The organism is Mycobacterium sp. EPa45 (assembly GCF_001021385.1).
GTDB lineage: Bacteria > Actinomycetota > Actinomycetes > Mycobacteriales > Mycobacteriaceae > Mycobacterium.
The window spans coordinates 5,525,833-5,538,839 of sequence record NZ_CP011773.1 but is presented as its reverse complement, the minus strand read 5'-3'; the positions used below and the strand labels follow the sequence as shown (position 1 = coordinate 5,538,839).

Genomic DNA, 13,007 nt, shown 5'->3' with positions numbered 1-13,007 from the left:
CGTTCTAGTTTGGGTCCGTGGCCCTGAACATAGCCGACCTAGCCGAACACGCCATCGACGCCGTGCCTGACCGCGTCGCCTTCATATGTGGCGACGAGAAAATCACCTTCGCCGAGCTCGAGGACAAGGCGAACCGCTTCGCCCACTACCTCCTCGATCACGGCGTGAAGAAGGACGACAAGGTTGGGTTGTACTGCCGCAACCGCATCGAGATCGTGATCGCGATGCTCGGCACGATCAAGGCCGGCGCGATCCTGGTCAACGTCAACTTCAGGTACGTCGAGGGCGAACTGCGCTACCTGTTCGAGAACTCCGACATGGTGGCCCTGGTGCACGAGCGCCAGTACTCCGACCGCGTCGCCAACGTGCTGCCGGACACCCCGGACGTCAAGACGATCCTGGTCATCGAGGATGGCAGCGACAACGACTTCCAGCGCTACGGCGGCGTGGAGTTCTACTCCGCCCTCGCCGAGAGCTCACCCGAGCGAAACTTCGGACAGCGCAGCGAGGATGACATCTATCTGCTTTACACCGGCGGCACCACCGGGTTCCCCAAGGGCGTGATGTGGCGCCACGAGGACATCTACCGGGTTCTGTTCGGCGGCACCGACTTCGCCACGGGCGAGTTCGTCAAAGACGAGTACGACCTGTCCCGCGCTGCGGCGGAGAACCCGCCGATGGTTCGCTACGCCATCCCGCCGATGATCCACGGCGCCACCCAGTCGGCGACCTGGATGTCCATCTTCTCAGGCCAAACCACCGTGCTGTCACCGGAATTCGACGCCGACGAAGTGTGGCGCACCATCCACGAGCACAAGGTCAATCTGTTGTTCTTCACCGGTGACGCGATGGCGCGCCCGCTGCTCGATGCACTGCAGGCCGCCCTGGACAGTGGTGAGGAGTACGACCTCTCCTCGCTATTCCTGCTGGCCAGCACCGCTGCGCTGTTCTCCACCAGCCTCAAGGAGAAGCTGCTCGAACTACTGCCCAACCGAGTGATCACCGACTCGATCGGGTCTTCGGAGACCGGCTTCGGTGGCACCAGCATCGTGGCCAAGGGCGAGCACCACAATGGTGGCCCGCGAGTCACCATCGACCACCGAACCGTCGTGCTCGACGAGAACGGCAACGAGGTCAAGCCCGGCTCCGGGGTCCGCGGTGTGATCGCCAAGAAGGGCAATATCCCGGTCGGCTACTACAAGGACGAAGAGAAAACCCGGCAGACCTTCCGCGTATACAACGGCGTGCGCTACGCGATCCCTGGCGACTATGCCGAGGTCGAAGCAGACGGCACCGTGACGATGCTGGGCCGCGGCTCGGTGTCGATCAACAGTGGCGGCGAGAAGATCTACCCCGAGGAGGTCGAGGCCGCACTCAAGGGTCATCCCGACGTGTTCGATGCCCTGGTCGTCGGTGTGCCCGACCCGCGCTTCGGCAACCATGTCGCCGCGGTCGTCGCGCCCCGCAAGGGAGCCCGCCCGACGCTGGCAGACCTGGATACGTTCGTGCGCAAAGAGATTGCCGGCTACAAGGTGCCACGCAGCCTCTGGATCGTCGACGAGGTGAAGCGCTCGCCGGCCGGTAAGCCCGACTACAAGTGGGCCAAGGACCAGACCGAGATCCGCCCGGCTGACGAGGTGCACGCCAAGCACGCGGGCGCAGCGAGCTGATGCACACCGAACTCTGCGATCGGTTCGGCATCCAGTACCCGATCTTCGTTTTCACCCCGTCGGAGAAGGTGGCCGCCGCGGTCAGCCGCGCCGGCGGCATGGGCGTCCTGGGATGCGTGCGGTTCAACGATCCCGACGACCTGGAAGCCGTCCTGCAATGGATGGACTCCAACACCGGCGGTAAGCCGTACGGCGTCGACGTGGTGATGCCGGCGAAGGTTCCCACCGAGGGCTCGTCGATCGACATCAACAAGCTGATCCCGCAGACACACCGGGATTTCGTCGCCAAGACGCTGGCGGATCTCGGAGTGCCGCCGCTGCCCGAGGACGAGGAGAAGTCCGAGGGCGTGCTGGGCTGGCTGCACTCGGTGGCCCGCAGCCACGTCGATGTCGCCCTGCGGCACCCGATCAAGCTCATCGCCAACGCGCTCGGCTCGCCGCCCAAGGACGTCATCGACCAGGTGCACGAAGCCGGCGTTCCGGTGGCGGCGCTCGCCGGAAGCGCCAAGCACGCGCAGCGGCACGCCGAGAACGGCGTCGACATCGTGATCGCCCAGGGCCACGAGGCCGGCGGACACACCGGCGAGATCGCCTCGATGGTGCTCGTGCCGGAGGTCGTGGATGGGTTGGCTGGACTCGGTGGACAGACCGCGGTGCTCGCGGCGGGTGGGATCGGCTCCGGCCGTCAGGTGGCTGCCGCGCTCGCGCTTGGCGCACAGGGTGTTTGGATGGGGTCGGCGTTCCTGACCGCCGCCGAGTACGACCTCGGTGTTCGCACCGAAGGGGGCGCGTCGGTGATCCAGGAGGCGCTGCTGGCCGCCGGCTCGAGCGACACCGTGCGCCGCCGCATCTACACCGGCAAGCCGGCCCGTCTGCTCAAGAGCCGATGGACCGAGGCGTGGGACGCCGAGGGCGCACCCGAGCCGCTGCCCATGCCGCTGCAGAACATCCTGGTGTCCGAGGCACATCAGCGCATGAGCGCCTCGGCCGATCCCACGACCGTCGCGATGCCGGTCGGCCAGATCGTGGGCCGGATGAACGAGATCCGCCCGGTCGCCGACATCATCGCCGAACTGGTCACCGGGTTCGAGGCGGCGACCCGGAAACTGGACGCGATCCGCGACAGCTGAGCAGGTTTCGCGTCTACAGTCGAACGCGATGACGATCGACGTGTGGATGCAGCATCCCACTCAGCGGTTTATGGCAAGCGACTTCCTCGTATCGCTGCGCCGCTGGACCGGCGGGCGGATTCCCGAGGGCGACCTGCCCATCGATCTGACTCTGCAATCGATGGACGCCGCTGGTGTCGACGTCGGCGTGCTGAGCGCCTGGCTGGGTCCCCACGGCCAGGACCTGGTGTCCAACGACGAGGTCGCCGCTTGGGTTGGCCGGCACCCGACCCGGTTCGCGGCGCTGGCAACCGTCGATCTCGACCGACCAATGGTCGCGGTACGCGAATTGCGCAGGCGGGTCCGGGACGACGGCTTCGTCGGTTTGAGGGTGGTGCCGTGGCTGTGGGGTGCGCCGCCGACCGATCGTCGCTATTACCCGCTGTTCGCCGAATGCGTCGAGCTCGGCGTGCCGTTCTGCACCCAGGTGGGTCATACGGGTCCATTGCGACCCTCGGAACTCGGGCGGCCGATTCCCTACATCGATGAGGTTGCCTTGGACTTTCCCGAACTCACCATCGTGTGCGGGCATGTCGGATATCCCTGGACCGAGGAGATGGTCGCGGTCTGCCGCAAGCACGAGAATGTCTACATCGACACCTCGGCCTATACCTCCCGGCGCCTACCCAAGGAGCTGGTGGCATTCATGAAGACAGGCACCGGCGCGCGGAAAGTGTTGTTCGGCACCAATTATCCGATGATCGGGCACGCACACGCCCTGGACGGTCTCGACGAACTCGGGCTGTCCGAGCCGGCCCGTTCGGCATATCTGCACGACAACGCCGCGCGGGTGTTCACCAAGCTCGGGGCCCAGGCCGCATGAATGGCGCACAGGCGCTGATCGCCACCCTGGTGGACCACGGCGTGCGGGTGTGTTTCGCCAATCCAGGCACATCGGAGATGCACTTCGTCGCCGCGCTGGACGCCGTGCCGCAGATGCGTGGCGTGCTCACGCTTTTCGAGGGTGTGGCCACCGGCGCGGCCGACGGTTACGCCCGCATCGCGGGTGAGCCCGCCGCGGTGCTGCTGCACCTCGGCCCCGGGTTGGGCAACGGGCTGGCCAATCTCCACAACGCGCGGCGCGCGCACGTGCCTGCGGTCGTGGTCGTCGGCGACCACGCTACGTATCACAAGAAGTACGACGCACCGCTGGAGTCCGATATCGACTCGGTGGCTCAGACCGTATCGGGCTGGGTGCGGCGCACCATGGCGGTCGCTGATGTGGCCGCCGACACCGCCGAGGCCATCGCGTCCGCCCGCGCCCAACGGCACATTGCGACGCTGATCCTGCCCGCTGATGTCTCGTGGGATGAGGGCGCCTCACCGGTGAAAGAGGTTGCGGCACAACCGACAGCCATTGACTTCGATTCCGGGCAGATCGAGTCCGTGCTGCGTTCGGGCGAGCCGACGGTGATCATGGTCGGCGGTGACGCCACCGGCGCGGGCGGTCTGTCCGCGGCGGTCAGGCTCGCGCAGGCGTGCGGGGCGCGGGTGCTGTGTGAAACCTTCCCGACACGTCTGGAGCGCGGCGCCGGAATACCGGCCGTCGAGCGGCTTGCATATTTCGCCGAGGCGGCCACCGCGCAGCTCGCCGGGACACGGCATCTGGTACTGGCCGGTGCGCCGCACCCGGTGTCGTTCTTCGCCTACCCCGGCAAGCCCAGCGATCTGGCGCCCGACGGCGCCACGGTGCACACCTTGGCCGGACCCGTCGGCGCCGCGGCCGCGCTGACCACGCTGGCAGACCGGATCGCGCCGGACGAGACCGCCACCACGGCGGCGCTGTCGCGGCCGACCTTGCCGAGTGGTCCCTTGAATGTCATGACCTCAGCCGACGTCATCGGGGCGCTGCTGCCCGAACGTGCCGTCGTCGTCGACGAGTCGAACACGTCGGGAGTCCTTCTGGCGCAGGCGACAGCCGGTGCCCCGGCGCATGACTGGCTCACGCTGACCGGCGGCGCGATCGGCTATGCGCTGCCGGTATCGGTCGGGGCCGCGATCGCCGCACCGGATCGCCCGGTGGTGTGCCTGGAGTCCGACGGTTCGGCGATGTACACCATTTCGGCGTTGTGGACCCAGGCCCGCGAACAGCTCGACATCACCACTGTCCTCTACGCCAACCGCGCCTACGACATCCTGCGTATCGAGTTGCAGCGGGTCGGCGCCGAGGCCGTGGGGGAGGGGCCGGGACCGAAGGCTGAGGCTCTCCTCGACTTGACCAGTCCCACTTTGGATTTCGTGCGCATCGCGAAGGGTATGGGGGTGCCGGCCCGCCGGGTCGGCACCGCCGAGGAGTTCGCCGACGCGCTGCGGTGGGCGTTCGACGAACCCGGCCCGCACCTCATCGAGGCGGTCATGCCGTCGATCACGGGCTAGCCTGCAGTCGAACCAGAACTGAGAGCGAATTTCTGGCCGGAAAACTCGCCCACAGTTCTGAATCAACGCGATCGGCACACCGTCAGATCCGCTTGGCCACGTAGGACGCTGCCTGCTGGACCATGCCGTTGCCCGCGTACATCGAATGTGCGGCGGTGTTTCCGCCCTCCTGCGAGCAGATCGGATCGCCCCCGGCGCACAGGTCGATCGTCTTACCGGCGTAGGCCGGCCCGAGGGACACCACCGGCTCGTCGATGGCGGCCATGAACTTCTGTGACGGCTTGCCGAACAGCGCGACCGCGGCAACACGATCGGCGACACCGGCAGGTAGCGGTAGTGGCGTACCGGGCGGGACGGCATACCCGGCCGGAATCGCATCAGCGGTGACGAAGCCGACGACGGCGGCCCCCTGCGAATACCCGCCTAGGACCAGCTTGGTGTTCGGACAGTTCGCGGCCGTGGTCGCGACGTGCGTGCTGCCGTCCACCACCCCTTGGACACCGGTGGGGAAGTCGGTGCTGGCCGGGTAGTTGACCGCATATACGCCGACGGTCTTCGTGCCCAGATCATCGCGCAATGCGTCGACGAAGGCCTGACCGGTCCGGCCGATGCCCGGTGGTTCCGTCGTGCCGCGGGCAAAGACCACCTCGACATCGGGGCAGGTCGCGGCCGGTGCGGGCGGCGAGGCTCCGAGAAGACCGGCGGCGGGCGCGAGAATCGCGAGGACCAAATGGGCGCACTTCATCGTGGGAACGGTTCCCGGTCAGCGCGGTATCTCAAACACCGGGTCGGTGCACTCCAGTGCTTCGGCCGAGAGGCGGCGCTTGATGATCTTGAACGTCTCGGTGCGCGGCAGAGCGGTGCTGACCCGTACAAATGCGGGCCACTGCTTGGGCCCGAGGTCATCCTGGGCGGTCAGGAATTCGCGGAAGTTCCTCGCATCGAAAGCCGCACCCTCGGGCAGCACCAGCGCAGCCATCACCCGGTCGCCGACCGCGGGGTCTGGGATGGCGTACACCGCCGCCTCGGTCACGTCCGGGTAGCGCATCAGGACGCGTTCGATCGGTGCGGTGCCCAGGTTCTCGCCGTCGACCCGCATCCAGTCGCCCAGCCGCCCGGCGAAATGCACATAGCCGGCGTCGTCGCGGTAGGCGAGGTCGCCGCTGTGGTACACACCGCCGGTCATGCGTTCGGACTCGGCGTCGGGCGCGTTGTAATAGCCGCGGAAGTTGCCGGGCCCGTTGAGGTTCACCAGTTCGCCGATCACCCCGGGCGGGCACGGTTCGCCGGTGTCGACGTCGATGATTTCGAGGCCCTCGGGCAGCGGACCCAGTGCGCCTTCCGGGGTGTCCGGGGTGCGGGCGATGTTCACCCCACCTTCGGTGGACCCGAACCCGTCGACCACCGTCACCCCGAAACGTGCGGCGAATCGGTCGATGTCGCGGGGTGCTGCCTCGTTGCCGTAGACGACCCGCAGCGGGTTGTCGGCGTCGTCGGGGCGCGGCGGGGTGGCCAGGATATAGGACATCGGCTTACCGACGTAGTTGGCGTAGGTAGCGTTGAACCGCCGCACGTCGGGGATGAACTGGGAGGCAGAGAACTTGCGCCGCAACGCAATCGAGGCGCCCGCCGCCACCGCGACGGCCCAGCCTGCCATCACCGCGTTGGAGTGGAATAGCGGCATCGACAGGTAGCAGGTGTCGGTCGGTCCCAACCCGAACCGTTCGGACAGCATCACACCCGGGACGGCCACCTTCTCATGGGTGCACCGCACCGCCTTGGGGTCGCCGCTGGTGCCCGAGGTGAAGATCAGCATGAACAGATCGTCGAAGTTGCTGGGCGCGAAGGAGGCTGGCGACCCGCGGAACCGTGCGAGCTCATCGGCCCACTCGGGGGCACCCACATCGATGACGGCCATGCCCTCGGGAACGAACCCGGCGCCGTAGGTCTGCGGCCCGACGTCGTCACCATCGGCGAGCACCAGCTGGCAGTCGGCCGTCTCGATATCCCGCCGCAGCGCTTCGCCGCGGCGGGTGGGGTTCAACCCGACCGGAACCAGTCCGGTCATGGCCCCCGCCACGAGCAGCGAGGAGAAGAACGGCGTGTTGCCGAGCAGCACGCCGATATGCGGGGGACGAGCCGTATCGAGCCGGGCCTTCAGCGCAGCCGCGAGGTCGGCGGCATCCTGAATATGTTGGCGCCAAGTCGAATACGAGCCATCGTCGGCGTGGATGCCGCGATCGTCGACGTCGGCCAGCCGCACCAACAGGTCGGTGACGGTCGGTTGGCCGCTCACAGGCCCGCTCAAGCCGGCGTGTCAGCCAGCTCACGACCGATCTGCCGCAGCTGGGCGGTGGCGCCGCCGAGTGCGAACTCGATCTGCTTGGCGGTGAGGAAGTAGCGGTGCACCTGGTGGTCCACATCGATGCCGACACCGCCGTGAACGTGCACGGTGGTATGGGCGACGCGGTGTCCGGCCTCGGCCGCCCAGAACGCGGCGGTGGCCACTTCGGGGTCGGCGGGCAGGTCCTCCGACAGTCGCCAGGATGCCTGCACCAGTGCCAGTCCCAAGCCCTTGACGTCGATGTAGTCGTCGGCCAGCCGCGCGGAGACCGCCTGGAAACTGCCGATCGGCCGGTCGAATTGCTCGCGGGTGCGGGCGTATTCGGCGGTCAGCTCCAGTGCGCGTTCGAGCACACCGAGCTGGAATGCGGTGTACCCCAGCGTCCTGTGCGTGGACAGCCACGCCAGGACCTCGGCGTCGCCGACGATCCGGTCGGCGCCGACCTCGACACCGGCGAGGTCGAGCTCACCGGCGCTGCTCAGGCCGGTGGTCAGCAACGCTGTCACCGACACCCCGGCGTCGTCTTTGGCCACCAGGAACACCCTTGTGCCGGAATCGGTTTCGGCGGGAACGAGGAAGGCATCGGCGACCGGCCCGAACGCGACCTGGGTGCGGGTGCCGGTGAGCCGGAATCCGTCACCGGAGGCGGTCGCCTGCACCGGGCCCTGACCGAACTCCCCGTCGAGGGCCACCGTCAGGACTTTCTCGCCGGCCACTGCCGGGGCGCCCCACTGCTCGCGCAGTTCCGGCGTGCCGACCCGACCAAGCACCCCCGCACCCAGGACGACCGACTCCAGGTACGGCACCGCGGCCAGCTGGCGGCCCAGCGCCGCGAGGATCGCGGTCTGCTCGAGCACGCCGAATCCCGCACCGCCCACCGACTCCGGTGCGGCGGTGGACAGGATGTCGGCGTCGATGAGCTTTCGCCACAGCTCGGTGTCGAAGCGCTGCTCGAGGGCGTCGAGTTCACGCTGGTGCTGCGGCGTGCACACCGCGTCGACGATGGTGCCGACCAACCCCGAGAGATCCTGCGCGGCTTCTGTTCTGGTGAAGTCCATTTCAGTCCTAGTCTCTATCTGTCGGTCGTCAGCGGTTGACTCGGGGCAGGCCCAGCGCGACCATGCCGATGATGTCGCGCTGGATCTCGTTGGTACCGCCGCCGAAGGTGAGGATCAGGGCGGCGCGGTGCATCCGCTCGACGCGGCCGCGCAGCAGTGCGCCAGGGGAATCCTGGCGCAGCGTGGCTGACGGTCCGAGGATCTCCATCAGCAGCCGGTAGGCCTCGGTGGCCAGCTCGGTGCCGAAGACCTTGGCCGCCGAGGCGTCGGCGGGGCTGAGGGTCCCGCTCTTGGCGGAGGCCAGCTCCCAGTTGATCAGCTTGAGGTATTCGGCCTTGGCCAGAACGCGGGCGAGGTTGAGCTGCACCCATTCGGAGTCGATCAACCGATTGCCGTGAGCGTCCTTGGTGTTCTGCGCCCACTCGCGAACCTGATTGAGCGCCAGGAAGATCGGCTGGGCGGACACCAGCGCGACGCGCTCGTGGTTGAGCTGGTTGGTGACCAGCTTCCAGCCGCCGTTCTCCTCGCCGACCCGGCTGGACACCGGGACACGGACATCCTGGTAGTAGGTGGCGCTGGTGCCGACGCCGGCCATCGTGTGCACCGGAGTGAATGAGAAGCCGTCGGCGGTGGTCGGCACGATCAACACCGAGATGCCGCGGTGCTTCTTGGCCTCGGGGTTCGTCCGCACCGCGAGCCAGACGTAGTCGGCGTACTGGATGAGGCTCGTCCACATCTTCTGCCCGTTGACCACGTAATCGTCGCCGTCGCGTACCGCCGCCGTCCGCAACGCCGCGAGGTCGGTGCCGGCACCGGGCTCGGAGTAGCCGATCGCGAAATGCAGATCACCGGAGGCGATCTTGGGCAGATAGAAGTTCTTCTGCTCGTCGGTGCCGAACGCCATGATCGTCGGCGCCACGCTGTTGATCGTCAGGAAGGGCACCGGCGCGCCGGCGATGGCGGCCTCGTCGGTGAAGATCAGGGAGTCCATCGGGTCGCGATTCTGGCCGCCGTACTCCTCGGGCCAGTTCAGGGTGAGCCAGCCGTCCTTGCCCATCTGCGAGACGGTCTCGCGGTAGACGTTGCCGGTACCGATCTCGCCGCCCGAACTCGAGGAGAGCGCTTCCTGACGCTCCGGGGTCATCAGCCTGCCGAAGTACGTGCGCAGCTCGCGGCGCAGCTCCTCTTGTTCAGGGGTGTAACTGATCCGCATCCGCTCGATCCTTCGCTGAAAGTTGCTTGCGGCCGGCGACCCGCCGACACTCCTGGTTGTAACACGTTCTAGTCTTGTGGTCCAGCGCCCGTTAGGCCCAGCTATCGATCGATCTGGTCGTATCGTGGTGCTGCAAAACGCCCCCGCCGCCGGGGTCAGTCAGTCAAGGAGGTTCTCGTGCGAGTCGAAGTCGACCGTGATCGTTGTGAAGGTAACGCCGTCTGTGTGGGAATCGCGCCGGACCTGTTCGAACTGGACGACGAGGACTACGTGATCGTGACCAAGGATCCGATCCCCGCCGACCGGGAGGACGCGGCCGAGCAGTCCATCGCCGAGTGTCCTCGTGCTGCCCTGACCCGCAAAGACTAGAGGTATTAGTAAGTTGACTGCAGATATGACTGGCGACGCCACCGATTTGTCCGGACGCGTCGCCGTGGTGACCGGTGCTGCCTCCGGCCTCGGACGGGCCGAAGCCATCGGATTGGCTCGCTCCGGGGCGACTGTCGTCGTCAACGACATGGCCAAGGCGCTGGACGAATCCGACGTGCTCGACGAGATCAGCAGTGCGGGGTCGAAAGGTGTCGCGGTCGCCGGTGACATCAGCCAGCGCTCGACGGCCGACGAACTGGTGTCCTGTGCCGACTCGCTCGGCGGACTGAGCATCGTCGTCAACAACGCCGGGATCACCCGCGACCGGATGCTGTTCAACATGTCCGACGAGGACTGGGACGCGGTGATCGCGGTACACCTGCGCGGGCATTTCCTGCTGACCCGCAATGCCGCCACGTACTGGCGCAACCAGGCCAAGGACAACGGTGGCTCGGTCTACGGGCGGATCATCAACACCACGTCGGAAGCCGGCTTATCCGGGCCGATCGGCCAGGCCAACTACGGTGCCGCCAAGGCTGGAATCACAGCACTGACGCTGACGGCCTCGCGCGCACTTGGCCGCTACGGCGTGCGAGCCAACGCGATCGCTCCGCGGGCGAGGACCGCGATGACCGCCGACGTCTTCGGCGACGTTCCCGAACTCGCAGAGGGCGAGGTCGACCCGCTGTCGCCGGAACATGTCGTGACGCTGGTGCGCTTCCTGGCCTCCCCGGCCTCGGACAAGGTCAGCGGTCAGGTCTTTGTCGTGTACGGACCGAGGGTCACGCTGGTGGCCGCTCCCACTGCCGAGCACCGCTTCGATGCCGACGGCGCCGCCTGGGATCCCTCGACACTGGGCACCGCCTTGCAGTCGTACTTTGCTGACCGGGATCCGGAGCGCACGTTCGGCGTCATGGGTCTGATGGGCGACTGATCGCTTGCACAGGCCGCGCGGGCGGCCATACGCTAGAACACGTTCTAGAATGAGCTGGATCACATTGGCTTTGACCTGCGGAAATGAGCGTAAGCGCGCTTATTTTTTGGTCTTTGACACCCCGAACTTGTTCTAGTTAAAATTCCACAGTCGCGTTCAAAAGCGTGACGCCCGGGTCGGGGGACGAACAGCGCGACAGCGTCAGAAAGTCGATCGGCTTCGCTAATGCTGCGCGTCAGCGGTGAGCCTGGCGAGGAGGAGATTCGATCGTAATCGATCAGCTCACAGTCCCCGCGCGGGCCGTGGGCGGGTTCTTCGAGATGTCACGCGAAACCCTGGCGGCGACGTTTCGACGTCCCTTTCAATTCCGTGAATTCCTCGACCAGACGTGGATGATCGCCCGGGTTTCGCTGATCCCGACTCTCTTGGTGGCGATCCCGTTCACCGTCCTGGTTGCCTTCACGCTCAACATCCTGCTCCGCGAAATCGGCGCGGCTGACCTTTCCGGGGCGGGCACCGCGTTCGGCACCATCACCCAGTTGGGTCCGGTCGTCACCGTGCTCGTGGTGGCCGGCGCGGGCGCGACGGCCATTTGTGCCGATCTAGGGGCGCGCACGATCCGCGAAGAGATCGACGCGATGCGCGTGCTGGGAATCGACCCGATCCACCGCCTGGTCGTTCCCCGCGTGCTGGCGTCGACGTTCGTGGCACTCCTGCTCAACGGTTTGGTCTGCGCCATAGGCATTTCCGGCGGTTACGTCTTCTCGGTCTTGCTGCAGGGAGTCAACCCGGGCGCCTTCATCAACGGGCTGACCGTGCTGACCGGGCTGCCTGAACTCATCCTGGCCGAGATCAAGGCGCTGCTGTTCGGCGTGATGGCCGGGCTTGTCGGGTGCTATCGCGGCCTGACGGTCAAGGGCGGCCCGAAGGGTGTCGGGGTGGCGGTGAACGAGACCGTGGTCTACGCGTTCATCTGTCTCTTCGTCATCAACGTCGTCACCACGGCCATCGGTGTTCGGGTGCTGGCGAAGTGAGTTACGACGCGACGCTTCGCGTTCGGCGTTTCTTTCGCGGTTTGCCTCGTGTGGTGGACACGTTTGGCGAGCAGGCGCTGTTTTACGGCCAGACCATGCGCTACATCCCCAATGCGCTCACGCGGTATCGCAAGGAGACCATCCGGTTGATCGCCGAGATGACCCTGGGCACCGGTGCGTTGGTGATGATCGGCGGGACGGTCGGCGTGGCCGCGTTCCTCACGTTGGCCTCCGGTGGTGTGATCGCGGTCCAGGGCTACTCGTCGCTGGGCGATATCGGAATCGAGGCGCTCACCGGCTTCCTGTCGGCGTTCCTCAACGTCCGCATCGTTGCGCCGGTGATCGCTGGCATCGCGCTGGCCGCGACCATCGGCGCGGGTACCACCGCGCAACTGGGCGCCATGCGCGTTGCCGAGGAGATCGATGCCGTCGAATCGATGGCCGTGCACTCGATGTCGTATCTGGTGTCCACCCGATTGATCGCCGGACTGATCGCGATCATTCCGCTGTACTCGCTGTCCGTGCTGGCGGCGTTCTTCGCGGCGCGGTTCACCACCGTCTACATCAACGGCCAGTCCGCGGGTCTGTACGACCACTACTTCAACACGTTCCTGAATCCCACCGACCTGCTGTGGTCGTTCCTACAGGCGATCGCGATGTCGGTGGCCGTGATGCTGGTGCACACCTACTACGGCTACACCGCGTCCGGCGGCCCGGTCGGTGTGGGAATCGCGGTGGGACAAGCGGTTCGCACCTCGCTGATCGTCGTCGTCGTGATCACTCTGTTCATCTCGCTCGCCGTCTACGGCGCGTCCGGCAACTTCAACCTCTCCGGGTAGC

The 13,007-nt window shown here is 66.7% G+C and carries 12 protein-coding genes; 8 read left to right on the top strand and 4 right to left on the bottom strand.

The window, feature by feature from the left end:
* The first annotated feature begins 17 nt into the window (after nucleotides 1–17).
* The 4 genes from AB431_RS26245 to AB431_RS26230 are packed head-to-tail and all read left to right on the top strand — an operon-like array spanning nucleotide 18 to nucleotide 5,215.
* Nucleotides 18–1,670, top strand: coding sequence for an acyl-CoA synthetase (locus AB431_RS26245; RefSeq protein WP_047332408.1), 1,653 nt, complete (start codon nucleotides 18–20; stop codon nucleotides 1,668–1,670).
* On the top strand, nucleotides 1,670–2,800 hold the full coding sequence (locus tag AB431_RS26240; protein ID WP_047332407.1) for a nitronate monooxygenase family protein: 1,131 nt from the start codon (nucleotides 1,670–1,672) through the stop codon (nucleotides 2,798–2,800). Before AB431_RS26245 ends, AB431_RS26240 begins: the two co-directional genes overlap by 1 nt.
* Nucleotides 2,801–2,828: 28 nt before the next feature.
* A complete protein-coding gene (locus AB431_RS26235) occupies nucleotides 2,829–3,662 on the top strand; it encodes an amidohydrolase family protein (RefSeq protein WP_047332406.1) in 834 nt (277 codons plus the stop codon).
* Complete coding sequence (locus tag AB431_RS26230; protein WP_047332405.1) at nucleotides 3,659–5,215, top strand: acetolactate synthase large subunit; 1,557 nt, start codon at nucleotides 3,659–3,661, stop codon at nucleotides 5,213–5,215. The genes AB431_RS26235 and AB431_RS26230 overlap by 4 nt, the downstream gene beginning before the upstream one ends.
* Nucleotides 5,216–5,297: 82 nt before the next feature.
* Here AB431_RS26230 and AB431_RS26225 read toward each other — a convergent pair whose 3' ends face one another.
* The 4 genes from AB431_RS26225 to AB431_RS26210 are packed head-to-tail and all read right to left on the bottom strand — an operon-like array spanning nucleotide 5,298 to nucleotide 9,830.
* Entirely contained in the window at nucleotides 5,298–5,960 is a 663-nt protein-coding gene (locus AB431_RS26225; RefSeq protein WP_047332404.1) for a cutinase family protein, read from the bottom strand.
* Between the two features lie 18 nt (nucleotides 5,961–5,978).
* On the bottom strand, nucleotides 5,979–7,511 hold the full coding sequence (fadD17, locus tag AB431_RS26220) for a long-chain-fatty-acid--CoA ligase FadD17 (RefSeq protein WP_047332403.1): 1,533 nt from the start codon (nucleotides 7,509–7,511) through the stop codon (nucleotides 5,979–5,981).
* Between the two features lie 8 nt (nucleotides 7,512–7,519).
* The gene (locus AB431_RS26215) at nucleotides 7,520–8,617 is read right to left on the bottom strand and encodes an acyl-CoA dehydrogenase family protein (protein WP_047332402.1); all 1,098 of its coding nucleotides are present in this window, start codon (nucleotides 8,615–8,617) and stop codon (nucleotides 7,520–7,522) included.
* A gap of 28 nt (nucleotides 8,618–8,645) precedes the next feature.
* A complete protein-coding gene (locus AB431_RS26210) occupies nucleotides 8,646–9,830 on the bottom strand; it encodes an acyl-CoA dehydrogenase (protein WP_047332401.1) in 1,185 nt (394 codons plus the stop codon).
* A 177-nt stretch (nucleotides 9,831–10,007) separates the two neighbouring features.
* Here AB431_RS26210 and AB431_RS26205 point away from each other — a divergent pair, with 177 nt between their 5' ends.
* The 4 genes from AB431_RS26205 to AB431_RS26190 all read left to right on the top strand — a co-directional run bounded on the left by AB431_RS26205 (nucleotide 10,008) and on the right by AB431_RS26190 (nucleotide 13,006).
* Nucleotides 10,008–10,199 carry a ferredoxin gene (locus tag AB431_RS26205; protein WP_005139047.1) on the top strand — a complete coding sequence of 64 codons (192 nt, stop codon included), beginning with the start codon at nucleotides 10,008–10,010 and terminating at the stop codon, nucleotides 10,197–10,199.
* 25 nt (nucleotides 10,200–10,224) lie between these two features.
* Nucleotides 10,225–11,133, top strand: coding sequence for a 3-oxoacyl-ACP reductase (locus AB431_RS26200; RefSeq protein ID WP_047332400.1), 909 nt, complete (start codon nucleotides 10,225–10,227; stop codon nucleotides 11,131–11,133).
* Nucleotides 11,134–11,453: 320 nt separating this feature from the next.
* Complete coding sequence (locus tag AB431_RS26195) at nucleotides 11,454–12,167, top strand: ABC transporter permease (RefSeq protein WP_047333820.1); 714 nt, start codon at nucleotides 11,454–11,456, stop codon at nucleotides 12,165–12,167.
* Nucleotides 12,164–13,006: an ABC transporter permease gene (locus AB431_RS26190; RefSeq protein WP_047332399.1), complete on the top strand. Its 843-nt coding sequence runs from the start codon at nucleotides 12,164–12,166 to the stop codon at nucleotides 13,004–13,006. The genes AB431_RS26195 and AB431_RS26190 overlap by 4 nt, the downstream gene beginning before the upstream one ends.
* Nucleotide 13,007 lies beyond the last annotated feature (1 nt).